This window comes from Streptomyces sp. NPDC002206 (genome assembly GCF_053593595.1).
Window position 1 is genome coordinate 446,276 of record NZ_JBSFCW010000003.1, and the last position, 26,546, is coordinate 472,821.

Sequence of the window (26,546 nt, forward strand, 5' to 3'; positions counted from 1 at the left end):
GCGATCAATCCTTCCCTACTGGATCGGCCAGCCCGAGATGGGACCGGAGAGTGAGACCGGTGTATTCGGAGCGGAAGGCTCCGCGTTCCTGGAGCAGCGGGACGACCCGGTCGACGAAGTCGTCGAGGCCGCCCGGGGTGAGATGCGGTACGAGGATGAAGCCGTCGGCCGCGTCGGTCGAGACGAACTCGACGAGCTCCGAGGCGACCGTCTCCGGGCTGCCGATGAACGACTGGCGCCCCGTCGTCTCGATGACCGTCTGCCGGATGGACAACCCCTTGGCCTCGGACAGCGCGCGCCAGCGAGCCGCGACGGCAATGGGGCCTCCCCCGGTCGAGCGAAGCCGAGAGCTTGGGGACGGGTCACCGATCCTGACCCGGCCCTGGACCAGCCCGGAATCGGGGTCCGGGTCGATCTCGGGGAGCGGCCCGTCCGGATCGTACGAGGAGAGGTCGCGGCCCCAGACCTGTTCCAGGGCGAGGATCGCGTTCTGCGGGGAGATCTGCTGGCGGCGGATCTCGGCCGCCCGCTCCTGGGCCTCGGCGTCGCTGTTGCCGAGGACGAAGGTGACCCCAGGCATGATCTTCAGATCGTCGGGTTGCCGACCGTACTTCGCCAGCCGCGCCTTGATGTCGGAGTAGAAGGTGCGGCCTGCCTCCAGGGTGCCGTGCCGGGTGAAGATGACGTCGGCGGCGGACGCGGCGAACTCTCGGCCCTCCGGGGAGTCCCCGGCCTGGATGACGACCGGGTGGCCCTGCGGGGAGCGCGGGACGGTGAACTCGCCCTCGATGGTGAAGTGCCGCCCCTGGTGACGGAAGGGGCGCGGGGTTCCGTCGGGGGTCCAGGTGTCCCACAGTTCGCGGGCCGTGGCGACGAACTCTGCGGCCCGGGTGTAGGGGGTCCCCCCTGTTCGAGCGAAGCCGAGAACTTGGGGGAGGTCGGCCCGGTCGAGATAGCCGCCGCGCCGGAAGTTCTCCCCGGTGAAGGCGTCGGAGGAGGTGACGACGTTCCAGGCGGCCCGGCCGTCGCTGAGGTGGTCGAGGGTGGCGAGCCGCCGGGCCAGTTCGTACGGCTCGTTGAAGGTCGTGTTGACGGTGGCGGCGAGGCCGAGCCGGTCGGTGACGGCGGCCAGAGCGCTGAGCACCGTGAGGGACTCGGGTCGGCCGACCACGTCCAGATCGTGGATCCGCCCGTTGTGCTCGCGCAGCCGGAGCCCCTCCGCGAGGAAGAAGAAGTCGAACCTGCCGCGCTCCGCCGTGCGGGCGAGGTGCTCGAACGAGGAGAACTCGATCTGGCTCTTCGAGCGGGGATCGGTCCAGACGGTGGTGTTGTTCACGCCGGGGAAGTGGGCGGCGAGATGTATCTGCTTCCGCGTCGGTGCGGTCATGCTCGTCTCTCCGCAAGGGCGTATCGGTTCGCCGGGCGCGCCAGTCCCAGGTGCTCGCGGAGCGTGCCTCCCGGGTAGAAGGTGCGGAACAGGCTGCGGTGCTGAAGCAGGGCGACGGTTCCGTTGACGATCCGTTCGAGATCGCGCTCCGGTGTGATGGGCGTGAGGTGGAAGCCGTCGACGGCTCCGGCCCGGTGCCACTGGGCGATCAGTTCGGCGAGGTCGACCGGGCCGCCCCGGTAGTAAGAGCCCCCGGCGGCGAGCGGCGGTCCGCTCTCCAGACCGGGTTCCGGTGCGGTCTCGGCGTCGCCGAGGTCGACGGTGAGCGCCACCAGCACCCGCAGGGTGTCGGGGTCGCGGCCGTACGCCGCGGCGCGGCGCCGTACGTCCGCCCGGATGCCCGCGGCCTGCTCGGGCCCGGTGGCCCGTACGAGTACGACATCGGCGTGGCGCGCGGCGGCCTCCTGGCTCGGCCCGCCCGTCCCGTCGATCACGGTGACCGGGTGGCCCTGCGGGGGCCTGGGCACGATGGCCGGTCCGCGGACGGTGAACGTCGCGCCCTCGAAGTCGACGTAGTGCAGTTTGTCGCGGTCGATGAAGCGGCCGGTGGCGACATCCCGGATCTCCGCGTCGTCCTCCCAGCTGTCCCACAGCCGGGCGCCGACATCGGCGGTCTCGCCCGCCTCGCGCCACAGCTCGGCGGCGGGCGCGGCGGACCGCCGGCCGAACAGCCGGGCCTCGGCCTCGGTCGTCGACACCTCGGCGCTCCAGCCCGCCCGGCCGCGGCTCACCCAGTCCAGGGTGGCCACGGCGGACGAGACATGGAACGGCTCGGTGTGGGTGGTGGTGACGGTCGGCACCAGCCCGACCCTGCGGGTGGCGGGCGCGACCCGGGAGAGCACGGCGAGCGCGTCGAGCCCGGGGCGGGCGAACGAGTCGCCGAGGGTCACGAAGTCGAGTGTCCCGCGCTCGGCGAGCCGGGCGAGCTCGACGTAGTGCCGGGCGTCGTAGTGGGGCGGGCCGCCGATCTCGGCGGCCAGATGAAGAGCGGTGGTGGCAGACATTGCTGTGCGTACCTCTCGGGCTCAGTTCTTGGGCTTGGGAAGGCCGGGCGGGTTGATCTCGGACTTCTCGACGGCCTCGTTGGAGAGCCCCCAGCGCCCCAGCACCTTGGCGTACGAGCCGTCCTCGATGATGTGGTCGATGGCGGCCGCGTACGCCTCGACCAGGCCGCTGTCCTTCTTCGTGGTGGCGGCGATCTTCCCCTGGAGCCCGTCGCCGCCGCCCGACAGCGTGCCGACGACCTCGGACTGGCCCGCCGACGCCACGTGGTAGTTCACCGACGGGCTGGGGCCGAGATAGCCGTCGATCCGGCCGGACTGCAGGGCCAGGTAGTAGTCGGTGTCCTTCTGGAAGTACTTGATGTCCACCGGCTTGCGCCCGGCCTCGACGTTCTGCTCGCTCCAGTCGACGAGGATCTTCTCCTGGTTGGTGCCGGATGCGACGGCGATGGTCTTCCCCGCCACGTCCTTGGGGTCCTTCACCTTCCAGCCGGATCCCTTCTTGGCCTCGAAGGCGATGTTGTCGAGCCGGTAGGTCGCGAAGTCGTACTTCTCCTTGCGTTCCTCGGTGACCGTGACGTTCGACAGGACGCCGTCGAACTTGGAGCTGTCGAGGCCGACGAAGAGGTTCTCCCAGGAGACCTCCTCGAACTCGGGCTTCAGCCCGAGCGTGTCGGCGATCAGAGTCGCTATGTCGATCTCGGATCCGATCCGGGTCTTGTCGTCGGTGGCGTAGAAACCGAGCGGCGGCGAGGCGTCGGCGCTCGCGCCCAGCCGCAGCGTGCCGCGTTCGCGGACGGCTGCCGGCACCTTCGCCGCGATGACGTCGACCTTCTTCTCCCGGATCCGGTGCTGGTCGGGCCCGATATTGATGCCGGTGCCCCGCTGCCCCTTCGGGTTGATCTCGTCGGTGGCGGCGTCGCTCGTACCGCAGGCCGTGAGGAGTCCGGCGGCGGTGAGGGTGGCGAGCGAGGCGGCGAGGGTACGGCGGACGGACACGTGGGCGCTCCTTGCAGACAGTGCGGAAGGGGTGGAAAGGGACATGGGAGGGTCACAGGACCTTGGAGAGGAAGGCGCGGGTGCGCGGATGGTCCGGACGGTCGAGTACGTCGGCAGGGGCGCCCTGCTCGACGATCCGTCCCTCGTCCATGAAGACGACGGTGTCGGCGACCTCGCGGGCGAAGCCGATCTCGTGCGTGACGACGATCATCGTGGTGCCGCCGTGTGCCAAGTCCTTGATGACGTCGAGGACTTCGCCGACCAGCTCGGGGTCGAGCGCCGAGGTCGGCTCGTCGAAGAGCAGCAGCTTCGGTTCGAGAGCGAGCGCGCGGGCGATGGCCACGCGTTGCTGTTGCCCGCCGGAGAGCTGCTTCGGGTACGCCCCCGCCTTGTCGGCGAGTCCGACCCGGGTGAGGAGCTTCTCGGCGGCGGCGACCGCGTCCTTGCGGGGGCGGCGCAGGGCGGAGACCGGCGCCTCGATGATGTTCTCCAGGACCGTGAGGTGCGGGAAGAGGTTGAAGTTCTGGAAGACGAAGCCGATCCGGGTGCGCTGGCGCAGGACCTCGCGCTCGCGGAGCTCGTACAGTTTGTTGCCGTCCCTGCGGTAGCCGACCAGGGTGCCGTCGACGCTGATCCAGCCGTTGTCGACCTTCTCCAGGTGGTTGATGGTGCGCAGCAGGGTGGACTTGCCGGACCCGGAAGGGCCGAGGACGACGGTCACCTCTCCGGCGCCTACGGACAGATCGATGCCGCGCAGGACTTCGAGGGTGCCGAAGCTCTTGTGCACGGCGCGGATCTCGACCATGGCGTCCGGGACGGCATCCGTGGAATCGGTGATGGTGGCGCTCATCGCGCGGCCCCCTTGGCGTAGTGACGTTCGACGTAGTACTGGAGGACGGAGAGCACGGTGGTCAGGAGGATGTACCAGACGGTGGCGACCATCAGCAGCGGCACGACCCTGCCGTTGCGCCCGTAGACGACTTGGACCTGGTAGAAGAGTTCGCCGATCGCCATCACGGAGACGATCGAGGTGCCCTTGAAGAGCGAGATGATCTCGTTGGCTGCGTTCGGCAGGATGGAACGCATCGCCTGCGGCAGCACGATCCGCCACAGCTGCCGGTGCCGGGCAATCCCGAGCGCGGCGGCCGCCTCCAACTGGCCGCTGTCCACGGCGAGTACGCCGCCGCGGACGATCTCCGCCGCGTAGGCCGCCTGATGCAGTGCGAGCCCGAGGACGGCCGCACTCATCGCGCCGACGAGGTTCATCGTGTCGAAGGAGAAGAAGCCGGGCCCGAACGGGATGCCGAACTGCAACTCCTTGTAGAGGTAGGCGAGGTTGAACCAGAAGAGCAGCTGGACGATGAGTGGTATGGAGCGGAACGCCCAGATGTACGCGTAGGCGACCGCGCCGAGGAACGGGCTGGCCGACAGTCGCATGAAGGCGAGCACGATGCCGAGCGCGAAGCCGAGCACCGTGCCGTAGAAGGTCAGTTGGAGGGTGATCCAGACGGCCTTGAGGATGGTCTCGGCGGTGAAGAAGCGGGCGAAGACGTCCCACTCCCAGCCGGGGTTGGTGACCAGACCGTGCAGGAACTGGGCGAGCAGGACGGCGGTGGCGACGACGGCGGCCCAGCGCCAGGGGTGGCGCACGGGGACGACGGTGAGCGCGCCGTAGTCGATGGCGGAAGCGCCTTCGGCCTGGGGCCCGGTCGTTTTGTCGAGAGGTGGATCGCTGGTGAGCGACATGTGGATTCCTTGGGATACGAGCCATGGGGGTAAGGAAGTGCGGAGGTGGGACGGCACCGCGGTCAGGCGCTGAGGCGGTCGCTGCCGTCCGTTCCGTCGCTGCGGTCGCCGCCGTCGCTACAGAGCAGGTCGCGGAGGAACGCCAGAGCCGTCCGTGCGGTGGCGTCGTTCTGCCGGAACGCCGGACCGCCGGTGCGCGGCCGCGTGAAGGCCCCGCTCACCCGTGCGGTGGTGTGCGGGCCGAGGGCGAAGCGCCGGGGGTGCGGGCGGCCGTCACGGCCCAGGATCCGGCCGTCGTCGGGGTCGACGGAGAGCAGTCCGGTGGCGGTGGCGGCGGCTCCGTCCTCGTACAGCGCCTGAAGGATCGGGCTGCGGGTGCGCTCCAGTGACGGATCCGGCAGCCGGGCCTCGACCAGTGCGCGGGCCTCGATCCACTGCCCCGGCACGGTGGCGCTGCCGGCCCGGAAGATGCCCCGTTCCTCGTCCGTCTCGACGGTCATCCCCGCGCCGAGGAAGCGGACGACCCCGGCCCTGGAGAGGGCGAGCAGCTGGTGCAGCCGCGGTCCCGGCGGGCCGGACGCAAGATAGCTGAAGAAGCCGTGCCACCAGCCGCCGATGTCGCCGAGCCGCATCAACTGCCCGTAGACGGACAGCAGTCCGAGGAAGACGGCGAGGTCCTCGCTGTGGGCGGGGTCGTGGCGGCGGTCGAGGTCGGCGGTGATGTAGTCGCGCAGCCCGGCCTGGAGTGCGTCGTACGACGGGTGGCGCACGCCGTCCAGCGGGTGGTCGAGCGCTTCGAGGTCGAGCCGGTCGGCGGGATCCGGGACGGCGGCGACGACGAGGGCGCGCAGTTCCTGACTGCCCGGGTCGGCGGCCGCGTACTTCTCCTCGAAGACCTGCCAGTCGACCGTCGTGCGCTCGGCGTGGACGGTGAAGAGCCGGTGGTAGTGGGCGTATCCGAGCTCCTTGTCGACAAGTGGCCACACATCGCGCCGGAAGTCGAGCGGGCCGGGCCGGCTCAGCAGCTCTTCGGTCCGGTCCGGGCCGAGGAACCGCGGCAGCGGCGGCCGTTCGCCCTGCCAGCCGTAGCCGATCTTGGAGTGGTACGGGACACCGCGCCGCGATCCGATGTGCAGCACGGGCTCCTTGCCGGAGGGCAGGTACTCGCCGTTCTCGTACCGTCCGCCGCGTCCCTCGGTCAGCAGCACCATCAGATCGATGAAGGCGAGCCCGAAGCCCCGGACGATGACCGGTTCACCGGCGGGCAGGGCGGTCAGGTCACTGTCGGCGGTGAAGTCGGGTGGCAGGTGGACCAGCCCGTGCCGGTCCGCAAACTCGGTCAACTCGACCTGTTCGGAAGTGGGTTCGGCATCGAGGTGACCGATGGTGAGCACGACGAGGTCGGCGGTCAGCGGTTCGTCGCGGCCCTCCAGCCAGACGTGCTGACGGCCGTCGCGCTGCCCGGTGACACACAGGGCGTGCCCACGGTGCTCATGCACGATGATGCCCGCCGGGAGTGCGGCCACCGCCTGTTCGTACACCCATCCCAGATAGGCGCTCTGCAGCCGTCTGCTCGGGAAGTCCTGGCCTCCCAACGCCTTTATCTGGGCGAGGAGTTCCGGTTCGACCCCGGGGGTGACTCGGCCGTCGCGGACGTCGGCCGCCCAGGTGTGCAGTGCGGGCCCCGGACGTATCGGCCCCTCCTGCTGGACCGTGTCGTCGGTGAACATGGTGACGTCCTCGGCCATGGAGTTCATCCAGAGCAGCGGGGACTGGTCGTGCCGCCAGATACGGCCGCCGCCGGGCGGGTGCGGGTCGACGAGATGGATGTCCAGCCGCCGGCCCTCGTACAGCTCGGGGGCGTTGGCGGCGATGCGCTCGACGAGGCCGGTGCCGCGCGGCCCGGCGCCGACGATGACAAGGGTCGGCCCGACGTTCACCGGGCACCCGCCGTGCCACGGGCGTAGTGCCGTTCGATGTAGTGCTGGCCGACGCTGAGCAGCGAGGTGACCACCACGTACCAGAGAGTGGCGACGAGCAGCAGCGGGATCACCTGGTAGGTGCGGTGGTACACGAGCTGCGCCGAATAGAGCAGGTCCTGCACGGCGATGATGCTGACGATCGAGGTGCCCTTGAGCGTGCCGATCAGCATGTTCCCGGCGGGCGGGACGATGGAGCGCATCGCCTGCGGCAGCACGATCCGGCGGAACCGGCGCCAGGCGCCGAGGCCCAGCGACTGTGCGGCCTCGATCTGCCCGCGCTCGACGGACAGGATGCCGCCGCGGACCACTTCGGCCGCGTACGCGGCCTCATGCAGGGTGAGGCCGATGACGGCGACCGTGACGGGCCCGAGGAGGTTCGCCGTACGGACGCCGAGGATCTCCGGGTAGAGCGCGCCGATGTTGAACCAGAAGAGCAGCTGGACCAGGATCGGGGTGGACCTGAACAGCCATACGTAGCCCCAACTGACCGCCTGCAGAACGCGGTTGACGGAGAGCCTGAGTACGGCCAGCACTGCGCCGAGGGCGAAGCCGAGCGCCATGACGAGGGCGGTGAGCCAGAGGGTGAGGCCGAGGCCGCGCAGGACGGAGTCGGTGGTGAAGTAGTCGCCGACGACGTCCCACTGGAAGGCGTCGTTGCGGATGACGGAGTTCAGCGCCGGGGCGAGCAGCAGCAGGACCACAACGGCCGCTGCCCACTGGCCTGTTCGGCGCGCAGGGACGATCCGCAGGTGGTCGGCGTCATTGTCCTTGCCGCTGTTCTCGGAGAGCGGGGCCGGGCGTGATTGAAGAAAGGCATCTGTCTGCGCAGACATGCGAAGGCTCCGTGGATGCAGAGATCGAACACGGGACGTGCCTTCACGAAAGAACACAACGCGGACCGGGCCCCTCAGCGCGATCCGCTTCCGAGGTAAGCGCTGTTCACAACATATTGTCAAGCCTGTCCACACTGTGAGTCATACGTCTCAGGTCAGTTGACGGACCGGTGGATCGCCTGCTCCACTTGGGCCATGCATTCGCAGCAGTGGCTGGTCAAGCGCTCCCACATCGACTTCGGTCGCGTGTGGTCCTCCTCCTGTTGAGCTGACCCCCTGCGGTTTCTCGCGTCCGTGCCTCGCGCCGTGTCCGGCGCCTGAGCACCGTTCCCTGCGCGTCTTCACGTACACAACATCGCTGCACCCTCCCCTCAGGTTGTTCGCCGTTCCGAGCTTCTTCCGCTCTTCCTTCGCCCCGCCCGTGGCCGTGCTGCCGTGGCGCGCCGCCCGGCGCTGCCCGGCTGCCCGCGCACGGTCGACGAACCTGGAGAACCACACCTCATGCCCCGTACCCGGCACACCGCCGCCTTCGCGCTGATCACCGTCGCCGCATTCGCTCTCACCGCGTGCGGGTCCGGCGATCCGGCAGCCTCTCCGGCCGGCGCGGCCGGCCCGGCCACCTCCGCCAAGGGAAGGATTCCGACGCAGGACGTCGTGTCGTCGGTGAGGAGGAACAAGGCCGCGGCCGCGTTGCTGCCCGCCGAGGTCCGGGCCTCCGGCACGCTGACCATCGCCTCCAGCGTCGGCACGCCGCCCGGCGCCACCTATCTGCCGGACGGGAAGACCGTGGCCGGCACCGATATCGACGTCGCGGACGCCGTGGCCAGGGCGCTGGGGCTGAAGCTGAAGCGCGAGGTGGCCGCCTTCGAGGCGATCCTGCCTGCGCTGGGCAGCGGGAAGTACGACCTGGGGACGGGAAACTTCGGGGTCACCGACGAACGCCGCCGGACGATCGACTTTGTCACGTACCTCAATGACGGGCAGGGCTTCGCGGTCCGCGACGACAGCAGGCCGGCGAAGGTCACCGATCTCACCCAGCTCTGCGGCCTGACCGTGGGCACCGCCGCTGGCACCACCTTCGAGGTGACGCTGGAGGAGAACAAGCACCGGTGCGCCGAGGCGGGCAAGAAGCCGTACGACGTGAAGACCTACTCCGACCCGGCGGGGGTCTGGGGCTCGCTCCAGCAGGGCCGCAGCGACGTGGTGATGTCGACCATCAACGGGTTGCGCTATGCGGTGGACCAGCAGGAGGGCGTGCGCTTTCTCAATGAGTTCAAGCGACTCGATGTCGGCTTCGCCTTCAAGAAGGGCACCCCGCTGGCGCCCGCCTTCCGGGCGGCGGTCAACGGGCTCAAGGCGGACGGGACGTACGACCGCATCCTGAAGAAGTGGGGCATCGGCGCGTCGGCGATCGAGTCCTCGCAGATCTCGCCGCCCGAGATCAAGTGACCCGGGGCCGCTGAGCCGGCCCGAGGCGTGGCTCAGCAGTCGCACCCGCAGTCGCAACAGTCGCAGGAGCTGCAGCAGTCCCCGCAGTTGGTGCAGCAGTCGCACGCATCGCAGCAGTCTGTGCAGTCGCACTGGCTGCACAGCCCCTCGCGCCGCTGCCGGCTCCACGGGTCCTCGAAGGTCCCGCAGCACATCTGGCAGGTGCAGGCGAGGCCCGCCCACACCAGGCAGCCCGTGATCAGCCCACGCCGGTCGCGCGGCGGCTCCGGCGGGGGCTGAGGCGGGCCGAACGGGCTGCCGGGGTTGTTCGGCGCGTACGGATTGCCCGGCGGCGGCCCGAAGGATCCGGTCTGCCGCAGCCCCGCCGCATCGCCCGGCGCCTTCGGGGAGGACTCCGTCTGCTGCCTGTCCGTCAGTACCCCGCCGCCGCGACAGGCATCCGCCTGGTGCGAGCACGTCTGCGTGGCGAAGGCCCGGTCCACCGAACGCCGCAGTTCGTGCACGAGCAGCACATGTGTCAGCTTGTCGTCGGTGAATTCGGCGTCGCGCAGCGCCAGCCGTACGCCACGCAGCGCGTCGTCGCACAACCGCCGGGCCTCGGCGCGCGAGGTGCCGGTGGCGGTGAGCGGGTTCCAGGCACCCGACGCGGCGTCAGCTTCCTGATCCTCCACGGCATCCAGCAGATGCGCGAGCCGCCCGAAGAGCCGGCCGGCCTCGGCGAGGGGTTCGGCGTTCTGCGGTCGGCCCGCGAGTGCGGCGGTGTGGGCGAAGGCCGCCGCGGTGGCCGTCTCGGTGGGCTCGGTGACCGTCAGCAGCGGAGTGCCCGGTCCGGCGAACCATTCGATGCCGGTCTGCCGGTCGACGGCGTCCACGAGGACGGCGGTGTCGAACCCCAGCTCCGCGCCGGTACGCGCGCCGGCCCGGTCCCAGCCCGCGGCGACCCGGCGGGCGGCCGCTGCGACCGGGCGGCGCCCCAACAGCCCGTCCCGGTCCGCTATGTGGTCCCGTACCTTCGCCGAGGCGAGCACCAGCGAGACGGCGGCTGCCAGTCTGGCCCCCTCGCCGCGGGCGACCGGAGCGGTCCGCATGGAGCGCAGTGGACAGGGCCCCGCGGTGCGTCGCCATCCGGCGGTGCGCTCCGCCTGAGCCTCCGTCAGAACCGAGACGATCAGGCCGTCATAGTTCGTGACGATCCGGGCGAACTGCCCGTGGTCCGAGCGAAGTGCGAGGCAGAGCCCGCACAGATGGGCCATCCACTCGGTCTTGAGGCCCTCCGACAACCGATGGGCGCAGGGCCTGACTATTCCGAACACGACGATCCCCCGAGAGTCGCTCCGTTGTGCGCCGCACTCGTGCGCGTGCGCGACGGGCATCGTATCGAGCGAACCGTTCACCCGTACGCACCCCACGTCACCCGTACGGACCGGGACATCATATTTTCTTTTCACCAGGGGTCCCATGCAGGAGGAACCTTGACGAATCGCCACATCTTCTGCACCAGTAACGTCACGAATCCCCTGCGCGCCGACTATCCACTTGGCGCACGATCCGCATCATGGTCGACCATAGGGATACGAATGAGATGCGGAACACCAAGGAACCGCGGTGAGAGGAGGCGTCCATGGGATCGGTGCGCAAGGCGAGTGCCTGGCTGGGCCTCGTAGAGGACAACGACGAGCGTTACTACGAAGACGACGACGAGTACGCCGAGGGTGCACGGACCGGGACCGGCAATGCCTGGGTGACCGACCCACGGGTGCAGGTGGTCTCCGAGGCGGCCGAGGAGACGGGCCGGCGGATCGCCACAGTCACCCCCGACAGCTTCCGGGACGCCCGCGGCATCGGCGAGCTCTTCCGGGACGGCGTCCCGGTGATCATGAACCTCACGGCCATGGACCCCTCGGACGCGAAGCGTGTCGTGGACTTCGCCGCAGGACTGATCTTCGGGCTGCGCGGGTCGATCGACCGCGTAGCCACCCGCGTCTTCCTGCTGACCCCGGCCGACACCCACGTGGTCAGCGGCGAAGCCGCCGGCCGACCGGCCGACGGCTTCTTCAACCAGAGCTGAGCAGGGCGCTCGCCGGATCGGTCCGGCCGGCGTCCCGTTCTACCGGAATGCGTCCAGACCGGTGAGCGCCTTGCCCAGCACCAGCTGGTGCATCTCCACGGTTCCCTCGTAGGTGAGCACCGACTCCAGATTCGTCGCATGCCGCATCACCGGGTATTCGAGCGAGATCCCGTTGGCGCCGAGAATTGTGCGTGAGGTGCGGCAGATCTCGATCGCTTCCCGCACATTGTTGAGCTTTCCGAAACTGACCTGTTCCGGGCGGAGCCTGCCCGCGTCCATCCGACGGCCCAGATGGTGGGCGAGCAGGATGCCCTTGTGCAGTTCGACGGCCATGTCCGCGAGCTTGGCCTGAGTGAGCTGGAAGCCGCCGATCGGCCTCCCGAACTGTTCCCGGGTCTTCGCGTAGTCGACTGCTGCCTCGAAGCTGGCTCGTGCGGCACCCATGGCTCCCCAGACGATGCCGTAGCGGGCGTGGCTGAGGCAGCCGAGCGGGCCGCGCAGGCCGGTGACCCCGGGGAGTACGGCATCGGCGGGCAGCCGTACCTCGTCGAGTAGCAGTTCACTGGTGACGGAGGCGCGCAGCGACCACTTGTGCTTGATCTCGGGTGCCGAGAAGCCGGGGGTATCGGTCGGCACGACGAAGCCGCGGATGCCCTCGTCGGTCTGTGCCCAGACGACGGCCACCCCGGCCACCGAGCCATTGGTGATCCACATCTTGCGGCCGCTGAGGACCCAGTCTCCCCCGCTCCCGGCTTCGCCCGGGCGGGAGGTGCCCCCTGGTTCGCGCTTGGCGTACGTCCGCATCCCCGCCGGGTCGGAGCCATGGTCCGGCTCGGTGAGCCCGAAGCAGCCGATGATCTCGCCGGCTGCCATCCCGGGCAGCCACTGCTCCTTCTGCTCCTCCGAGCCGAAGCGGTGGATGGCGTACATGGCGAGGGAGCCCTGGACGGAGACGAGCGAGCGGATCCCGGAGTCCGCCGCTTCGAGCTCCAGGCAGGCCAGTCCGTACTGGACGGCGGTGGCACCCGCGCAGCCGTACCCCTGGAGGGACATGCCGAGGGCGCCGATCGAACCGAGTTCGCGGGCCAGCTCACGGATGCCGGGGAGCTCGCCGTTCTCGTACCACTCGGCGATGTGCGGCATGACCCGGTCGGTGGCCCAGGCACGGACGGTGGAACGGATCGCGAGGTCCTCGGGGCCGAGCAGATCGTCGATGCCGATCGGGTCGGCGGGGTCGAAGGGCGGCAGCTTCGACGGCTTCGCGGACTCAGCGGACTCGGTGGTGGACATGAGAGTGCCTCCGGCGGCTCGCACGGTACTAAAACTAGCAGTGTTAGTTATGGCGTCGTGCTGACGTTACGGCTCAGTGTGCCGCTCGTCCAGAGCCGGTGGCCTCGGCAGGTTGCCGCCGGACAGGCAGCGAACGGGGCCGGTTCGGACGGTCCTGTCCAGGGGCTCCCGGGGCACCGTGGAACGCCCGGGCCTCACGGAACTCGCGGTCCTCCCGCACATCGCGCGGATCGCAGAGAACCCGCGGCGGGCACTCCATCACCCGCGGCAGCCGCAGCGCGGCGAGCGCGCCGAGCAGCAGCAGTCCCGCGCTGACCAGCAGCGTGACGTGCAGACCGTTGACGAAGGCGTGCCGGGCGGTGCTCCGCAGCACCTCGCCCAGCGGACCGCCCAGCTGGGACGCCACCTGATAGGCCTCGCCCAGCGAGTGGGAGGCAGCGGTGGAGGCCTCGGCGGGAACGCCCGCCTCGGAGAGCCTGGCCAGCCCGGGGGTGTAGGCGGCGTTCATCACGCTGCCGAGCAGCGCGATCCCCATACCTGCTCCCAGCTGGTACGAGGTCTCGCCGATGGCCGCCGCACCACCGGCCCGGTCGGCGGGGGCCTCGCTGAGCATCGATTCGTACGCACCGAAGAGCGTGGACTGGAGCCCGAAGCCGAGCACGACAAACGCAACGGTCAGCAGACCGGGCCGGTCGTGCTGCCCCATCAGGGTCAGGATCAGCACCGAGGCCGCCGTGAGCACGAAGCCCCAGCCGACCATCCGGCGCGGGCCGATCCGGCGCAGGGTGTACGAGCCGGTGGCGCCCGCGGCCATCGCGGCGAAGGTGAGCGGCAGCAGCCGCAGACCGGTCTCCAGCGGGCTGAGGCCCAGGACCAGCTGGAGGTACTGGACGGCGATCAGTTCGAGACCGACCAGCGCCAGCATGGCGAGGACGATGCAGCCGACCGCGGTGGAGAAGGCGGGTCTGGCGAACATCCCCATGTCGACCAGTGGATGCGTACGGCGCTTCTGCCGCCGTACGAACGCGACGATCAGCGCCCCGCCCAGGAACAGGGGTACGAGAGTGGCGAGGACGAAAATGCCCTCGCCGGTACCCGCGCGCTTCACACCGAGGACCACACCGAGTACTCCGGCCGCGGCCATCAGCGCACCGAACACGTCCCAGGGGCCGTCATTGCTGCCCCGCGATTCGGGCAGCAGCAGCCGGCCGACCGGAAGTATCAGGGCCATCAGCGGGATGTTGATCAGAAAGACCGAGCCCCACCAGAAGTGCTCGACGAGGAAGCCGCCGATGACCGGTCCGATGGCCGCGCCGACAGCGGCGACCGCGGTCCACACCCCGATGGCGACGGCCCGCTCACGCCGGTCGGGAAAGACCTGACGGAGGATCGACAGCGTCGCCGGCATGATCATCGCGCCGCCGACCCCGAGCAGGGCGCGCGCCGCTATGAGTACGCCCGGACTGTCGGCCATCGCGGCAACCGCGGAGGCGACCGCGAAGAGGGCGTAGCCGAGCAGCAGTATGCGGCGGCGGCCGACCCGGTCGCCGAGGGTGCCGAAGAGGATCAGCAGTGAGGCGCAGACCAGTGGATAGGCGTCCACGATCCAGAGCAGACCGACGGCGCTCGGCCGCAGGTCCTCGGTGACGGCGGGGACGGCGACGTGCAGCACGGTCGCGTCGAGCGCCACGAGCAACAGACTGAGGCAGAGGACGACCAGGACGACCCATCGGTTGGCACCGTCGGCGGCTGCGCGCAGCCGGAGTCGGGCTGTGGTCGTCCCGGACATGCATGTACCTCCCAAAAGGCCTCGCGCTCGGCAGGCCAACCGGGGATGCAGCGTCTGCTGCCCCTCCAGGCCCGGCATCGACGGGCGAGTGATCCGTCAGCGTACGCGAGTTCGGCGCGGCCACACGTGGTCCATCTCATACCTCGGCGGACCACGGAGTGTGGCGTGCGCCACGTCTGACCCCGCATCCGGCCCCGGCCGGACGGCGCCCCGCGCCGCCGAGGATGCACACCGGACCCGCCCCGTGACGGGCCCGGCACCGTCCGTTCACCCGGGCGTGACGGCCGGAGAAAATGCATAAGGCATCGATCTTTGTTATTCACGGTTACCCAAACACCCTTCCGAAATGAGTGCGGGAAAATAGATCGGAAGGTCGCCGGGATTCACCGATCGGTCAGGAAAAGATGCCCGGCTGAGACATAGTCCACATCACATCGTCATCACAAAGCGGCCGGATCGACCGGAACGCGCACTCACTCGCTGTAACGTCGATTGGGTGCGTACCGACATCTTTGCCCGGCTGGACCGGGAGCCGGAACCGCCGAAGATAGAGCCACCGCGGATGAGCCGTCACCGCATCGCTCTCTTCGGCGGGACGTTGGCGTTCCATCTCGCCATCGTCTTTGCCGTACTGATCGGCTCCTGGCTGGTGACCCTGGACTGGAAGGTCATGCTGTTCCGGCCCTACCAGCAGTGGCCAGGAATCCATGCCTTCCTCGACTACTACGTCGTGCTGGGCCAGCGAGGCCCCACGGCCGTGATGGTCGCCTGCTGGCTCGGCTGGCGCTCCTGGCGGCAGCACACACTGCGGCCCCTGCTGACGCTGGGCGCCTCACTGCTGCTGCTCAACCTGACGGTGGGTGCGGTCAAGCTCGGCCTGGGCCGGCTCGGCCCGCACTACGCGACCCAGATCGGCTCCGCGGAGCTCTTCGCCGGCGGCGATATATTCCCGTCCGGGCACACCGCCAACGCGGTCGTGACCTGGGGAATCCTCGCCTACCTGGCCACCACCCCGAGAACCAGACGCTATCTGTCGGCCCTGTCGGCAGTGGTCTCGCTCGGGGTCGGGCTCACGACCGTCTATCTCGGCACGCACTGGCTCAGCGATGTGCTGCTGGGCTGGACCGCGGGACTGCTGATCCTGCTGGGTCTGCCGTGGGTCGAGCCGCTGATCACCCGCGCCGAGGACTGGATCTTCGCGGTGCGCGAGCAGTGGCGCGCGCGCGGCAGGGCAGTGCCTTCGGTGCCTGTCGCGGCCGGCGGCCCCCGGACCGTGCCGCTGCCGCAGCGGCATGGTGCTGACGCCATGGACGAGGACCCGGCGCTCGAACCGGTCGCCGCGGGAAGCCGCGCGGGGGCCGCGGCCCCGGCAGCGGGTACCCGGCCACGGGCTCACACGGTGCGCTCGGAGCGGACGCCCATCACCCCGGCCGGCAGCCGCCGCCCGCCGCACGCGGACCGTACGCCGCGCGGCGGCACCAGCCCTGCCCGCCCGATGAGCGGTGGCTGACGGACCGAACCCCCACGATTCGGGGACGGTACGCACAGCCTCACCCCGCACAGGCAAGGCCCCGACCTCGGTCGGGGCCTTGCTCGTGTCGCGGGCCGGTCGCAGCCGTCCGGCGGCGGTGCGGTCTCAGCCCACCCAGCAGCGGGTCACGACGGCGCCGTCGACTTCGAAATTGATCCGTCCGGCCCGGTACTCCATGGTGATGATCGCGCCCGGCGGCAGGGATCTGACGCTGCTCCAGCCACGCGCGCGGGCCCTCCGCTCGGCGGCTTCGGCGGCGAGACCGACGTACGCGCCAGGTGTGTCGTCAGGCTGTGCGGGAGGAGTCGGTATAGGTGCCATGTCTCTCACCGTAGGCGGCCCCGGACGGGTTCGGAAGCCTGGCTCCGGCGGCGGCGCGGCATCCTCACGTACGCCACCGGTCACGCTTGTGTCACAGGATCACTACACACGTTTACTCGAACTGCTTCACTCGAACGTGCGGTCCGTAAGTCGACGCACAGTAATCGCAGAAGCCGAAGAATGATCTCGGAACGGGCAGAGAAATCAAACGAATTACGGCATCCCAGGCAGTCGAAATTCCCGTCCCGGGCGGTGTCCGGAAAATGAACCGATCACCAGGAATTCACGCTTCCTTATGACGGCCTTATCTTTTGGACACGATATCCACACCATCGGACCGGGACGGCCGCCCACATCCACCCGTATACCGGACACAGCGAGTTGACAGACGAAAGAGCACGGCACGGTTCAGTCGAGCGCCCGGGACAGCCGGTCCCGGGCGGTCCTGATCACGTCGGTGAGCTCCTGCGGCTCGACGACTTCGAAGTCGAAACCCATGAGCATCACGTGGATCACCAGAACGTCCAGACCGGCCGCCCCGGTGCGCAGCAGGCAGCTGTCCTCGTCGATCCGCTCCAGCACACCCGAGGACGGCGAGATCCGCTCGGCCGCCCGCTCGACGGGCACCTTCAGCCGGATCACGGCACGCGCCGCGTACGCGGCGGTGGAAACGCCCTTGGAGACATACGCGGCCAGGTCGTCGGCGGGCGGGCGGCGCGGGGCGAAGCGGGGACCGTGCGGCGGCGTGGGGGTGATCCGGTCCGCCCGGAAGGTACGCCAGTCCGCGCGGTCCAGGTCCCAGGCGACGAGATACCAGCGGCGCTCTGTGCACACCAGCCGGTGGGGTTCGACGGTCCGGCGCGATACGGAGCCGTCGTGGGCGCGGTACGCGAAGCGCAGCCGCTCGCTGTCCCGGCAGGCCCCGGCCAGCTCGGTGAGGACCCCCGGATCGACGGTCGACGCGTCGGGTCCGCGCAGCATGGGCACGGTGAAGGCGCCCAGCGCGCTCACTCGCCGGCGCAGCCGGTTCGGCAGTACCTGCTCGAGCTTGGCGAGTGCGCGTACGGAGGTCTCCCCGATGCCCTCCACGCCGTTGCCGGCCGCCGTGCGCAGCCCGACCGCGACCGCGACGGCCTCCTCGTCGTCGAGGAGCAACGGCGGCAGCTCGGCCCCGGCACCGAGCTGATAGCCGCCGCCGGTGCCAGGGCTTGCGTTGACCGGGTAGCCGAGCTCCCGCAGCTTGTCGACGTCGCGCCGGACGGTCCGGGGGGTGACGCCGAGCCGGTCGGCGAGCTCGGCGCCGGACCAGTCCCGGTGGGCCTGCAGCAGTGAGAGCAGGCGCAGCAGTCGTGCCGAGGTCTCCAACATGGGACGAGTCTGCCAGCGGTTGCGGACAGCTGGCGTCCGCAATCCGGATCGGCCTGCTGCGGGGCCCGGCCCCCGAGAACCGGCTGCGCCTTACCCAACGCGTAGACGACTTTCAGCCACTGGATACGTTCCCTGTTTTCCTGATTTGTCGACCTGCCGTCGCACCCTCCCCTCCCTCGGCCGGTCTCGCCGATGCGGGTTCGATCAGCGGGTATTGACCGGGAGCAAACCCATCGGTCCCCCGATTCACGCTCTGCGCCGGATGGTTCGATTCCGTTCCTTTTCCCGCGTGACCCCGGCCGCAGCTCACCCGTTGTCTGTTCATGAGCCGGGAACCGCCCGGCGCACGCACCGAGTTCGAGGAGCCACCCGTGCCGCGCATGCTCGACGTCAGCGAGGACGTACGCGCCGAGATCGGCGATGCCGAAGCCGATCGGCTGCTCGTCGGCGACAATGCCCCAGGCAGCTACGACTGCACCTCCTGCCGCACCCCGGGCGACTCGGAGCAGGAGCGCACCAGCACGGTGCTGTTCGTCGGCGACGAGACCGCCGTGCTCGCCTTCGCCCACGCGACCTGCATCCCCTCCCAGGTCGTCCAGGTCTCCGAGGAACAGCTGCAGGGCGCCGTGCGCAGCATCACCGGCAGCGAGCCGGAGACCCCCGAGGGCCTCATGCCCGAGCAGGCCGTCCTGGGCATCACCAGCGGACTCGTCCTGATCGATGACGAGCTCCACCCGGCGCTGGTCGTCGAGCCGACCGGCGCGATCACCCGCCCCGGCGGGTACGGCAGCGGGGGCGACGAGTTCCTGCAGCTCCTGCTGGAACAGGGCTTCCACCCGGTCCACCGGATGGACCAGGTGCCCGCCGTGCTGCACGGCTGGTCGATCCTGCTCGCCATGGGCCAGCTGCACGCCGTGCTCCAGCCGGGGACGGGCGGCGGTGCCCCGGTCGCCTGGTGGCAGGCCCATGCGCCGCTGCAGGTCACCGACGGCTGGCGGGCCGCGGCCAACAAGTCTCGGACCGTGCTCGTCTTCGCCGCTCCGGTCGGATCGATCGGCCAGCAGCCCCGCGAGGACCTGCTGCGCGACGCCCTGGAGAAGGCCGCGGCAAGCGGCCTCCTGGTCGCGGCCGCGATGCCGCTGGCCGGGACCTGATCATGTCCGTACGCTCCTCGCACCCCCGACGAACAGCTATTTCTCCGCCGGGCCCGCATCCGACGGCCGATGGGGTCGTTGGCACATACGTGCACTCATACGACCCCTCCCACCAGCGCCCGAGCCCGATCCCTGCCATGCGTCCGTCGCAGGACCGCTCGGGCGGCCAGTCCCACACCCCGATCTACGACGCGCTGTACTTCGAGTACCGCCGGTCGTTCCGGGCGCTGCCAGGTGATCGGAGCGGCGAGGAGAACCTGGGCTTCGTGGCGTTCGGGACCGGTATGTTCGGCAGCCGGGCCCCGCTGAGCAGCCACTCCAGCCACTCGGGCCACTACGGCCCGGGCACGCACACCGGAAGCCTCGGTTCCTGGCAGCGGGTCGGCCGGCACGCCGGGCGCCCCCAGCCGGCGGCGCTGCCCCCGGGATCCCGGGGAGCCTGACCGTACGGCGAAGCCCGGACATGACGAAGCCCCGCACCGTTCACGGCAGGGACGGTGCGGGGCTTCGTCATGTCCAGCGTCATGGGGCCGGGACAGGGCGGATCAAGCCGGTGTCACTTCTTGCGGCCGCGCTTCTCGCGGACCCGCACCGAGATGTGGATCGGGGTGCCCTCGAAGCCGAACTCCTCGCGCAGCCGGCGCTCGACGAAGCGGCGGTAGCCGTGCTCGAGGAAGCCGGAGGAGAAGAGCACGAACCGCGGCGGCTTGGTGCCGGCCTGGGTACCGAAGAGGATGCGGGGCTGCTTGCCGCCGCGGACCGGGTGCGGGTGGGAGGCGACGATCTCACCGAGGAAGGCGTTCAGCCGGCCGGTCGGGATCCGGGTCTCCCAGCCCTCGATCGCGGTCTCGATCGCCGGGACCAGCTTCTCCATGTGACGGCCGGTGAGGGCCGAGACGTTGACCCGGGGGGCCCACGCGATCTGCGCGAGCTCCGTCTCGATCTCGCGCTCGAGGTAGTAGCGGCGCTCCTCGTCGAGGGTGTCCCACTTATTGTACGCGACCACGAGCGCGCGCCCGGCCTCCACGGCCATGGTGATGATGCGCTGGTCCTGGACGCTGATGGACTCGCTGGCGTCGATCAGGACGACGGCGACCTCGGCCTTCTCGACGGCGGCCGCGGTACGCAGCGAGGCGTAGTAGTCCGCGCCCTCCTGGAGGTGGACGCGGCGGCGGATACCGGCCGTGTCGATGAACTTCCAGGTGATGCCGCCGAGCTGGATCAGCTCGTCGACCGGGTCGCGGGTGGTGCCGGCCATTTCGTTGACGACGACCCGGTCCTCGTTCGCCACCTTGTTCAGCAGCGAGGACTTGCCGACGTTCGGACGGCCGATGAGCGCGATGCGGCGCGGGCCGCCGAGCGCAGTGCCGAAGCGCTGGGCCGGGGCCTCGGGCAGTGCTTCGAGGACTGCGTCGAGCAGGTCGCCGGTGCCACGGCCGTGCAGCGAGGAGACCGGGTGCGGCTCGCCGAGACCGAGCGACCAGAGCGCGGTGGCGTCGGCCTCGCCGCTCTGGCCGTCGACCTTGTTGGCGCACAGCACGACGGGCTTGCCGGCCCGGCGCAGCAGCTTGACGACGGCCTCGTCGGTGTCGGTCGCGCCGACGGTCGAGTCGACGACGAAGACGACCGCGTCGGCGGCCTCGATCGCGTACTCCGCCTGGGCGGCGACGGAGGCGTCGATGCCCAGCACGTCCTGCTCCCAGCCGCCGGTGTCGACGACCTTGAAGCGGCGGCCGGCCCATTCGGCCTCGTACGTGACACGGTCCCGGGTGACGCCGGGCTTGTCCTCGACGACCGCCTCGCGGCGACCGATGATCCGGTTCACCAGGGTCGACTTGCCGACGTTGGGACGGCCGACGACGGCAAGGACGGGCAGCGGGCCGTGACCCGCCTCGTCGATCGCGCCCTCGACGTCCTCGACGTCGAAGCCCTCCTGCGCGGCGAGCTCCATGAACTCCGCGTACTCGGCGTCGCCAAGCGCTCCGTGCTCGTGGTCCGAGCCGTCGGAGTGAATCTGGTCGTTCATGAAGTCCGTTCCTCTTTGCATCATCATCGATGGACCACGATCACGCGGCCCACTACTCAAGTCTTACCTGGCGCCCGGTGAAACGCCTGGCGTTCTCCAGGTGCGAGGTCAGCCGTGCCTGGATCCGCACGGTCGCCTCGTCCAATGCCTTCCGGGTCCGCAGGCCACTTCCGTCACCCGCGTCAAAGGCATCGCCGAAGACGACGTCGACCCCGCTGCGCAACGGCGGCAGTGCCGATATCAACCGTCCGCGGCGCTCGGTGCTTCCCATGACGGCCACGGGCACGATCGGCGCCCCGCTGCGTACCGCGAAGTACGCGAGCCCGGCCCGCAGCGAGGCGAAGTCTCCTTCGCCCCGGGTACCCTCCGGGAAGATCCCGAGCACCCCGCCGTTCTCCAGTACACCGAGGGCCTGGGTGATGGCGGTGCGGTCGGCGCTCGTACGGTCCACCTTCAGCTGACCGATTCCGCGCAGGAACGGGTCGAGGGGGCCGACGAACGCCTCCTTCTTGATCAGGAAGTGAACGGGCCGGGGCGCGGTGCCCATCAGCATCGGCCCGTCGATGTTGTGGGAGTGGTTCACCGCGAGTATGACGGGTCCGGAGGCGGGCACCCGCCATGCACCGAGGACGCGGGGCTTCCACAGCCCGTACATCAGCCCGATGCCGATCCCGCGCCCGACCGCCGCTCCGCGCAGCGTGGGCGTGCCCGAGGCTACGGTCACTTCGCGGCCCGCTTCTCCTCGACAAGGGTGACGACGCACTCGATGACCTGCTGCAGGGTCAGGTCGGTGGTGTCCACCTCGACCGCGTCGTCCGCCTTGGCGAGCGGCGAGGTCTTGCGGCTGGAGTCCGCGGTGTCCCGCTTTATCAGCGCCTCCTTCGTGGTGGCGAGATCGGAGCCCTTCAGCTCTCCGCTGCGGCGGGCCGCGCGGGCCTCCGGGGAGGCGGTCAGGAAGATCTTGAGGTCGGCGTCGGGCAGCACGGTGGTGCCGATGTCACGGCCCTCGACGACGATGCCGATCTCGGCGGCCGCCGCGATGGACCGCTGCAGCTCGGTGATCCGGGCACGCACCTCGGGGACCGCGCTGACGGCGCTGACCTTCGAGGTGACCTCCTGCGTACGGATCGGGCCCGCGGCGTCCTCGCCGTCGACCGTGATCGTCGGGGCGGCCGGGTCCGTGCCGGAGACGATGACCGGCTTCGCCGCGGCGGTCGCGACCTCCGCGGCGTCCTGCACGTCGATGCCGTTGTTCAGCATCCACCAGGTGATGGCCCGGTACTGGGCGCCGGTGTCCAGGTAGCTCAGGCCGAGCTTGGCGGCGACGGCCTTCGACGTGCTCGACTTGCCGGTGCCCGAGGGCCCGTCGATGGCGACGATCACTGCGGCCGGGGCCGTCCGGGCTGCGGCGCTTACGGTTTCCACGGTGGTGGACACCTTCCTGGTACACGGGGTGGGCGGGACGAGGGCGCGCGAACCCGCCCCGCACAAGGTTACCGAGTGTCGGGACGGTCCTTTGCACCCCTGTGGACAACTGCCTCGGACCCCGGCCGCCAGGGGCCTACTGGCGGATCGACCAGCCCCGCTCGCGAAGCGCCGCGGCAAGTGCCGGGGCCACGCTCGGCTCGACCATCAGCTGCACCAGGCCGGCCTGCTGCCCGGTGGCGTGCTCGATACGGACGTCCTCGACGTTGATCCCGGCCTTGCCCGCGTCCGCGAAGATCCCGGCCAGCTCGCCCGGCCGGTCGCTGATGAGCACGGCCACGATGTCGTATGCCGCCGGGGCCGCCCCGTGCTTCCCGGGGACCCTGACCCGGCCCGCGTTACCGCGGCGCAGGACGTCCTCGATGGAGTCGGTGCCTTCGCGGCGCTTGTCGTCGTCGCCGGACTGGAGGCTGCGCAGCGCCCGGACCGTCCCCTCGAGATCGGCGGCGACCCCGGCGAGCACATCCGCGACCGGTCCGGGGTTGGCGGAGAGGATCTCCACCCACATCCGGGGATCGGAGGCCGCGATCCGGGTGACATCCCTTATGCCCTGGCCACAGAGGCGTACGGCCGTCTCGTCGGCCTCCTCCAGGCGGGCGGCGACCATCGACGAGATCAGCTGCGGGGTGTGGGAGACGAGGGCGACGGCCCGGTCGTGGGCGTCGGCGTCCATGACGACCGGGACGGCGCGGCAGAGTGCGACCAGCTCCAGGGCGAGGTTGAGGACCTCTGTGTCGGTGTCCCGGGTCGGCGTGAGGACCCAGGGACGGCCCTCGAAGAGGTCGGCGGTGGCGGCGAGCGGGCCGGAACGCTCCTTGCCCGCCATCGGGTGCGTACCGATGTACGGCGTGAGGTCGACACCGAGGGCTTCCAGCTCGCGGCGGGGGCCGCCCTTGACGCTGGCGACGTCGAGGTAGCCGCGGGCGATGCCGTCCCGCATGGCGGTGGCGAGCACCGAGGCCACATGGGCGGGCGGTACGGCGACGATCGCCAGGTCGACCCGGCCCTGGGGCGCCTCGTCCGTACCGGCGCCGAGCGCGGCCGCCGTGCGGGCCGACGCCGGGTCGTGGTCGACGAGGTGGACATGGATGCCACGCCCGGCGAGGGCGAGGGCTGCGGAGGTGCCGACCAGGCCGGTTCCGATGACGACGGCGGTTCTCACTGGGCAATGTCCTTGCGGAGGGCGGCGGTGGCACCGAGGTAGACATGCTGTATCTCGGACTTCGCAAGGTACGTCTCGACGTGGGCGAGGATGCGCACCACGCGGGGCATCGCCCCCACGATGTCGAGCTCCTGGGCGCAGATCAGCGGTACGTCGACGATGCCGATGCCCCGGGCGGCGGCGGCCGGGAAGTCGCTGTGCAGATCGGGGGTGGCGGTGAACCAGATGCTGATCAGGTCGTCGGCAACGAGGCCGTTGCGCTCCAGGACGGCGGTGAGCAGGGCGCTGACCTGCTCGTCCATGTGTCCGGCCTCGTCCCGCTCCAGCTGGACCGCTCCACGGACCGCTCGTACCGCCACGTCTGGCTCCTCACTGCTTCGTGCGCTTCTCTTCATGCCGCTTCGTGCTTGTCGCGCCTGCTCTGTGCCCGCCTGCGCGATTTCAGCCTAGAGGGGCGGGGCGACGGGCGGCCGGGGTGCTCTGTAGGTGAGACGCGAGGTCAGCGGGGAGCAGCAGCGGTGTGCACGGCCGACAGCATCCGCCAGATCCCACCCGCCAGCTGCACCGGGGTGGCATCGGTCCGGCCGTGCACCCAGTCGGCGAGGACACCGGTGAACAGTCCGGCGACGGCGCTCGCGACCAGGTCCTCCGCGAAGCCCGCGGGGCGGCGACGGCGCAGTTCGCTGATGCTGCGCTGCCGCAGCTCCTGGTGCAGCAGCTCGCCGAGCGGTCCGCCGCCACCCGCGCGCAGCAGGCTCCGGTAGACCTCGGCCCGGGTGCGGACCGCCTCCAGCAGGGCGACGAGCTCGGCGGGGGGCGTCTCAGGACCGGGCGGCACCTCGTCCCAGGCGTGCAGGGCATCGACCGCGTGCCGGACGATCTCCGCGCAGGCGTCCACCGCCAGGGCGCGCAGATCGTCGTAGTGCAGATAGAAGGTGGCCCGGCCGACTCCGGCCCTGCGGACCACGTCGGAGACGCTGACCCGGTCGAGCGGCTGTTCCTCGCAGGCTGCGAGAAGCGCCTCGCGGAGCTTGCCGCGGGTGCGTGCGGTACGGGGGTCTCCGCCGCCTGCCGTCGCTGCGGACGTCATGGGCTCAGCCCGCGAGCAGGACGAGGACGAGGGCCGCGGCGGCGGGGGCCGCCTGGACGAGCAGGATCTTGCGGCTCACAGTGGCCGCTCCGTACACCCCGGCGACGATCAGGCAGCCGAGGAAGAAGATCTGCGCCTGGTACGCGACAGGGTCGCCCGCGATCAGGCCCCAGACGAGTCCGGCGGCCATGAATCCGTTGTACAGGCCCTGGTTCGCGGCGAGCGGGGCGCTCTCCCGGGAGAACGCCGGGGTGGTGGCGAAGACCTTCCGGCCGCGCGCGGTGTCCCACAGGAACATTTCGAGCACCAGGAAATAGGCGTGGATCAGCGCGACCAGTGCGACCAGCACCTGGGCTGCGATGTGCATGGCGGACGGCCTCCCGTATCGACTTCCTGGACAACTGTACAGGAAGTCGATACGGGGTTCGGCCCAACGTTCAGAGCGCCTGCGCCCGGATCAGGTCCTCGAGCGAGCCGCCCTTCGGGACCTCGCCCGCGGGGGTCAGCTTGTCGACCGCCTCGGGCAGCGACCTGGCGATGTCGTCGGCCGCCTGCTCCGTCGACACCCCCGCCTCCTGGGCGACCTTCTGCAGGGTTTCGTCCGGCAGCGCCTGCGCGATCTGGGCGCCGCTCACCGGCTTGTTCTCACCGGTCCCGACCCAGGACTGGGCCTGGTCGAGAAGGCCGGACTTGGTGAGCATCCCGATCAGGCCCTCAAGAGCATTCGCACCGCCCCCGCCCCCGCCGCCCGTGTTGCCGTCCAGCGCGCCCAGCAGCGCTCCGAGGATGTTCCCGGCGCTGCCGGAACCCCCGCCCCGGCTTCCGCCGCCCAGCAAGCTGCCCAGCAGACTTCCGAGGTCGTTTCCTGCCATGGTTCTGCCTTTCCGAAGGGGACGGATTATCGACAATGTCGATCAGAACCAGGGCTTCTGCCACTCGGGGCCCGACGGTCGCCGTCGCACCGACGGCTACGGACGTCCGCCGGCAACGCGGCCTCGGCGACCTCCGCGTACGCACTGCCCCGCAGCGCGTGCTGCCCCCTGCCCGGACGACGAGGCGCACGAGGCCCCCTCGCGTACCCTCACCCGCATGATCACCCCCGATGCCGAGACTCTCGTACGCGATCACACGGTCTACTCCTGTGTGATGGGCTCACGTGCGTTCGGGCTGGCCACGGACGACAGCGACACCGACCGGCGCGGCGTCTTCCTGGCCCCGACCCCGCTGTTCTGGCGGTTCGACAAGCCGCCGACGCACGTCGAGGGCCCGGCGCAGGAGCAGTTCTCCTGGGAGCTGGAGCGTTTCTGCGAACTGGCGCTGCGCGCCAACCCCAATGTGCTGGAGTGCCTCCACTCGCCGCTGGTGGAACAGGCCGACGCGGTCGGCCATGAACTCCTCTCCCTGCGCGACGCGTTCCTGTCCCGCCTCGCCCACCAGACCTTCGTCCGCTACGCGCTGGGGCAGCACAAGAAGCTGGAGGCGGATGTCCGGCAGTACGGTGCGCCGCGCTGGAAGCACGCCATGCATCTGCTGCGGCTGCTGGCGAGCGGCCGGGATCTGCTGCGTACGGGCGAGCTGACGATCGAGGTGGGCGAGGCCAGGGAGGACCTGCTCGCGGTGAAGCGGGGCGAGGTCCCGTGGCCGGAGGTGGAGCGCCGCATGACGCGGCTGGCCGAGGAGAACGACGCCTCGGCACCGGGCTCCCCGCTCCCACCGGAGCCGGACCGGGCCCGGGTGGAGGACTTCCTCATCCGCACCCGCCGGGCGTCCGCGTCGTTGCCCGACAAGGGGTGACCGGCCGCCCT

General features: G+C 70.2%; 26 protein-coding genes. 6 read left to right on the top strand and 20 right to left on the bottom strand.

Annotated elements, in window-relative coordinates; all coding sequences use genetic code 11:
- Window positions 1-4 precede the first annotated feature (4 nt).
- The 7 genes from ACWCP8_RS10155 to ACWCP8_RS10185 all read right to left on the bottom strand — a co-directional run bounded on the left by ACWCP8_RS10155 (window position 5) and on the right by ACWCP8_RS10185 (window position 8,008).
- Window positions 5-1,387: an NtaA/DmoA family FMN-dependent monooxygenase gene (locus ACWCP8_RS10155; protein WP_451115272.1), complete on the bottom strand. Its 1,383-nt coding sequence runs from the start codon at window positions 1,385-1,387 to the stop codon at window positions 5-7.
- Complete coding sequence (locus ACWCP8_RS10160) at window positions 1,384-2,451, bottom strand: LLM class flavin-dependent oxidoreductase (protein WP_451115274.1); 1,068 nt, start codon at window positions 2,449-2,451, stop codon at window positions 1,384-1,386. Before ACWCP8_RS10160 ends, ACWCP8_RS10155 begins: the two co-directional genes overlap by 4 nt.
- 21 nt (window positions 2,452-2,472) lie before the next feature.
- A complete protein-coding gene (locus ACWCP8_RS10165; protein ID WP_352266588.1) occupies window positions 2,473-3,447 on the bottom strand; it encodes an ABC transporter substrate-binding protein in 975 nt (324 codons plus the stop codon).
- A 52-nt stretch (window positions 3,448-3,499) separates the two neighbouring features.
- On the bottom strand, window positions 3,500-4,252 hold the full coding sequence (locus ACWCP8_RS10170; protein WP_352266635.1) for an amino acid ABC transporter ATP-binding protein: 753 nt from the start codon (window positions 4,250-4,252) through the stop codon (window positions 3,500-3,502).
- Window positions 4,253-4,293: 41 nt separating this feature from the next.
- Window positions 4,294-5,193, bottom strand: coding sequence for an amino acid ABC transporter permease (locus tag ACWCP8_RS10175; protein WP_451115276.1), 900 nt, complete (start codon window positions 5,191-5,193; stop codon window positions 4,294-4,296).
- Between the two features lie 62 nt (window positions 5,194-5,255).
- Window positions 5,256-7,133 (bottom strand): FAD/NAD(P)-binding protein, encoded by a 1,878-nt coding sequence (locus ACWCP8_RS10180; RefSeq protein WP_451115278.1) that lies wholly within the window; start codon window positions 7,131-7,133, stop codon window positions 5,256-5,258.
- Window positions 7,130-8,008, bottom strand: a complete 879-nt coding sequence (locus ACWCP8_RS10185; protein WP_451115280.1) for an amino acid ABC transporter permease — start codon at window positions 8,006-8,008, stop codon at window positions 7,130-7,132. The genes ACWCP8_RS10180 and ACWCP8_RS10185 overlap by 4 nt, the downstream gene beginning before the upstream one ends.
- Before the next feature lie 501 nt (window positions 8,009-8,509).
- Here ACWCP8_RS10185 and ACWCP8_RS10190 point away from each other — a divergent pair.
- Window positions 8,510-9,457: an ABC transporter substrate-binding protein gene (locus ACWCP8_RS10190; RefSeq protein ID WP_352266592.1), complete on the top strand. Its 948-nt coding sequence runs from the start codon at window positions 8,510-8,512 to the stop codon at window positions 9,455-9,457.
- 32 nt (window positions 9,458-9,489) lie between these two features.
- Here ACWCP8_RS10190 and ACWCP8_RS10195 read toward each other — a convergent pair whose 3' ends face one another.
- The gene (locus ACWCP8_RS10195) at window positions 9,490-10,770 is read right to left on the bottom strand and encodes a DUF5685 family protein (protein ID WP_451115283.1); all 1,281 of its coding nucleotides are present in this window, start codon (window positions 10,768-10,770) and stop codon (window positions 9,490-9,492) included.
- A 308-nt stretch (window positions 10,771-11,078) separates the two neighbouring features.
- Here ACWCP8_RS10195 and ACWCP8_RS10200 point away from each other — a divergent pair, with 308 nt between their 5' ends.
- Window positions 11,079-11,525, top strand: coding sequence for a cell division protein SepF (locus ACWCP8_RS10200; protein ID WP_352266594.1), 447 nt, complete (start codon window positions 11,079-11,081; stop codon window positions 11,523-11,525).
- 39 nt (window positions 11,526-11,564) lie between these two features.
- Here the strand turns inward: ACWCP8_RS10200 and ACWCP8_RS10205 are convergent, their stop codons facing one another.
- Window positions 11,565-12,815 (bottom strand): acyl-CoA dehydrogenase family protein, encoded by a 1,251-nt coding sequence (locus tag ACWCP8_RS10205; protein WP_352266595.1) that lies wholly within the window; start codon window positions 12,813-12,815, stop codon window positions 11,565-11,567.
- Between the two features lie 73 nt (window positions 12,816-12,888).
- Window positions 12,889-14,604, bottom strand: coding sequence for an MFS transporter (locus ACWCP8_RS10210; protein ID WP_451115285.1), 1,716 nt, complete (start codon window positions 14,602-14,604; stop codon window positions 12,889-12,891).
- 496 nt (window positions 14,605-15,100) lie between these two features.
- On the opposite strand from ACWCP8_RS10210, the gene ACWCP8_RS10215 reads away from it, so the two are divergent.
- Window positions 15,101-16,114 carry a phosphatase PAP2 family protein gene (locus ACWCP8_RS10215; protein ID WP_451115287.1) on the top strand — a complete coding sequence of 338 codons (1,014 nt, stop codon included), beginning with the start codon at window positions 15,101-15,103 and terminating at the stop codon, window positions 16,112-16,114.
- A gap of 126 nt (window positions 16,115-16,240) precedes the next feature.
- Here ACWCP8_RS10215 and ACWCP8_RS10220 read toward each other — a convergent pair whose 3' ends face one another.
- Together ACWCP8_RS10220 and ACWCP8_RS10225 are read right to left on the bottom strand one after the other, a co-directional pair.
- Window positions 16,241-16,456: an I78 family peptidase inhibitor gene (locus ACWCP8_RS10220; RefSeq protein WP_352266598.1), complete on the bottom strand. Its 216-nt coding sequence runs from the start codon at window positions 16,454-16,456 to the stop codon at window positions 16,241-16,243.
- Window positions 16,457-16,864: 408 nt separating this feature from the next.
- The gene (locus tag ACWCP8_RS10225) at window positions 16,865-17,824 is read right to left on the bottom strand and encodes a helix-turn-helix transcriptional regulator (protein ID WP_352266599.1); all 960 of its coding nucleotides are present in this window, start codon (window positions 17,822-17,824) and stop codon (window positions 16,865-16,867) included.
- Window positions 17,825-18,195: 371 nt separating this feature from the next.
- On the opposite strand from ACWCP8_RS10225, the gene ACWCP8_RS10230 reads away from it, so the two are divergent.
- Together ACWCP8_RS10230 and ACWCP8_RS10235 are read left to right on the top strand one after the other, a co-directional pair.
- The gene (locus tag ACWCP8_RS10230; RefSeq protein WP_451115349.1) at window positions 18,196-18,978 is read left to right on the top strand and encodes a hypothetical protein; all 783 of its coding nucleotides are present in this window, start codon (window positions 18,196-18,198) and stop codon (window positions 18,976-18,978) included.
- 137 nt (window positions 18,979-19,115) lie between these two features.
- A complete protein-coding gene (locus ACWCP8_RS10235; protein WP_451115290.1) occupies window positions 19,116-19,421 on the top strand; it encodes a hypothetical protein in 306 nt (101 codons plus the stop codon).
- Window positions 19,422-19,534: 113 nt separating this feature from the next.
- Here the strand turns inward: ACWCP8_RS10235 and der are convergent, their stop codons facing one another.
- From der to ACWCP8_RS10275, 8 genes are all read right to left on the bottom strand, one after another.
- On the bottom strand, window positions 19,535-21,004 hold the full coding sequence (der, locus tag ACWCP8_RS10240; protein ID WP_030977265.1) for a ribosome biogenesis GTPase Der: 1,470 nt from the start codon (window positions 21,002-21,004) through the stop codon (window positions 19,535-19,537).
- A 52-nt stretch (window positions 21,005-21,056) separates the two neighbouring features.
- The gene (locus ACWCP8_RS10245) at window positions 21,057-21,659 is read right to left on the bottom strand and encodes a lysophospholipid acyltransferase family protein (RefSeq protein ID WP_382842320.1); all 603 of its coding nucleotides are present in this window, start codon (window positions 21,657-21,659) and stop codon (window positions 21,057-21,059) included.
- Window positions 21,660-21,724: 65 nt separating this feature from the next.
- The gene (cmk, locus tag ACWCP8_RS10250; protein ID WP_352266602.1) at window positions 21,725-22,441 is read right to left on the bottom strand and encodes a (d)CMP kinase; all 717 of its coding nucleotides are present in this window, start codon (window positions 22,439-22,441) and stop codon (window positions 21,725-21,727) included.
- Window positions 22,442-22,565: 124 nt separating this feature from the next.
- Window positions 22,566-23,651, bottom strand: a complete 1,086-nt coding sequence (locus ACWCP8_RS10255; RefSeq protein ID WP_352266603.1) for a prephenate dehydrogenase — start codon at window positions 23,649-23,651, stop codon at window positions 22,566-22,568.
- Window positions 23,648-24,010, bottom strand: a complete 363-nt coding sequence (aroH, locus tag ACWCP8_RS10260) for a chorismate mutase (protein WP_267005931.1) — start codon at window positions 24,008-24,010, stop codon at window positions 23,648-23,650. Before aroH ends, ACWCP8_RS10255 begins: the two co-directional genes overlap by 4 nt.
- 140 nt (window positions 24,011-24,150) lie before the next feature.
- The gene (locus ACWCP8_RS10265) at window positions 24,151-24,741 is read right to left on the bottom strand and encodes a TetR/AcrR family transcriptional regulator (RefSeq protein WP_451115293.1); all 591 of its coding nucleotides are present in this window, start codon (window positions 24,739-24,741) and stop codon (window positions 24,151-24,153) included.
- Between the two features lie 4 nt (window positions 24,742-24,745).
- Complete coding sequence (locus tag ACWCP8_RS10270; protein WP_352266605.1) at window positions 24,746-25,108, bottom strand: DUF1304 domain-containing protein; 363 nt, start codon at window positions 25,106-25,108, stop codon at window positions 24,746-24,748.
- Between the two features lie 70 nt (window positions 25,109-25,178).
- Window positions 25,179-25,613, bottom strand: coding sequence for a YidB family protein (locus tag ACWCP8_RS10275; protein ID WP_352266606.1), 435 nt, complete (start codon window positions 25,611-25,613; stop codon window positions 25,179-25,181).
- 217 nt (window positions 25,614-25,830) lie between these two features.
- On the opposite strand from ACWCP8_RS10275, the gene ACWCP8_RS10280 reads away from it, so the two are divergent.
- Window positions 25,831-26,535 carry a nucleotidyltransferase domain-containing protein gene (locus ACWCP8_RS10280; RefSeq protein ID WP_352266607.1) on the top strand — a complete coding sequence of 235 codons (705 nt, stop codon included), beginning with the start codon at window positions 25,831-25,833 and terminating at the stop codon, window positions 26,533-26,535.
- The last annotated feature ends 11 nt before the right edge of the window (window positions 26,536-26,546 follow it).

Coding starts and splice junctions, on each gene's coding strand:
- ACWCP8_RS10155 (WP_451115272.1), bottom strand. CDS start 1,387: ATGACCGCACCGACGCGGAAGCAGATACATCTCGCCGCCCACTTCCCC.
- ACWCP8_RS10160 (WP_451115274.1), bottom strand. CDS start 2,451: ATGTCTGCCACCACCGCTCTTCATCTGGCCGCCGAGATCGGCGGCCCG.
- ACWCP8_RS10170 (WP_352266635.1), bottom strand. CDS start 4,252: ATGGTCGAGATCCGCGCCGTGCACAAGAGCTTCGGCACCCTCGAAGTC.
- ACWCP8_RS10175 (WP_451115276.1), bottom strand. CDS start 5,193: ATGTCGCTCACCAGCGATCCACCTCTCGACAAAACGACCGGGCCCCAG.
- ACWCP8_RS10185 (WP_451115280.1), bottom strand. CDS start 8,008: ATGTCTGCGCAGACAGATGCCTTTCTTCAATCACGCCCGGCCCCGCTC.
- ACWCP8_RS10190 (WP_352266592.1), top strand. CDS start 8,510: ATGCCCCGTACCCGGCACACCGCCGCCTTCGCGCTGATCACCGTCGCC.
- ACWCP8_RS10200 (WP_352266594.1), top strand. CDS start 11,079: ATGGGATCGGTGCGCAAGGCGAGTGCCTGGCTGGGCCTCGTAGAGGAC.
- ACWCP8_RS10205 (WP_352266595.1), bottom strand. CDS start 12,815: ATGTCCACCACCGAGTCCGCTGAGTCCGCGAAGCCGTCGAAGCTGCCG.
- ACWCP8_RS10210 (WP_451115285.1), bottom strand. CDS start 14,604: ATGTCCGGGACGACCACAGCCCGACTCCGGCTGCGCGCAGCCGCCGAC.
- ACWCP8_RS10220 (WP_352266598.1), bottom strand. CDS start 16,456: ATGGCACCTATACCGACTCCTCCCGCACAGCCTGACGACACACCTGGC.
- ACWCP8_RS10225 (WP_352266599.1), bottom strand. CDS start 17,824: ATGTTGGAGACCTCGGCACGACTGCTGCGCCTGCTCTCACTGCTGCAG.
- ACWCP8_RS10235 (WP_451115290.1), top strand. CDS start 19,116: ATGCGTCCGTCGCAGGACCGCTCGGGCGGCCAGTCCCACACCCCGATC.
- der (WP_030977265.1), bottom strand. CDS start 21,004: ATGAACGACCAGATTCACTCCGACGGCTCGGACCACGAGCACGGAGCG.
- ACWCP8_RS10245 (WP_382842320.1), bottom strand. CDS start 21,659: ATGTACGGGCTGTGGAAGCCCCGCGTCCTCGGTGCATGGCGGGTGCCC.
- ACWCP8_RS10265 (WP_451115293.1), bottom strand. CDS start 24,741: ATGACGTCCGCAGCGACGGCAGGCGGCGGAGACCCCCGTACCGCACGC.
- ACWCP8_RS10270 (WP_352266605.1), bottom strand. CDS start 25,108: ATGCACATCGCAGCCCAGGTGCTGGTCGCACTGGTCGCGCTGATCCAC.
- ACWCP8_RS10275 (WP_352266606.1), bottom strand. CDS start 25,613: ATGGCAGGAAACGACCTCGGAAGTCTGCTGGGCAGCTTGCTGGGCGGC.
- ACWCP8_RS10280 (WP_352266607.1), top strand. CDS start 25,831: ATGATCACCCCCGATGCCGAGACTCTCGTACGCGATCACACGGTCTAC.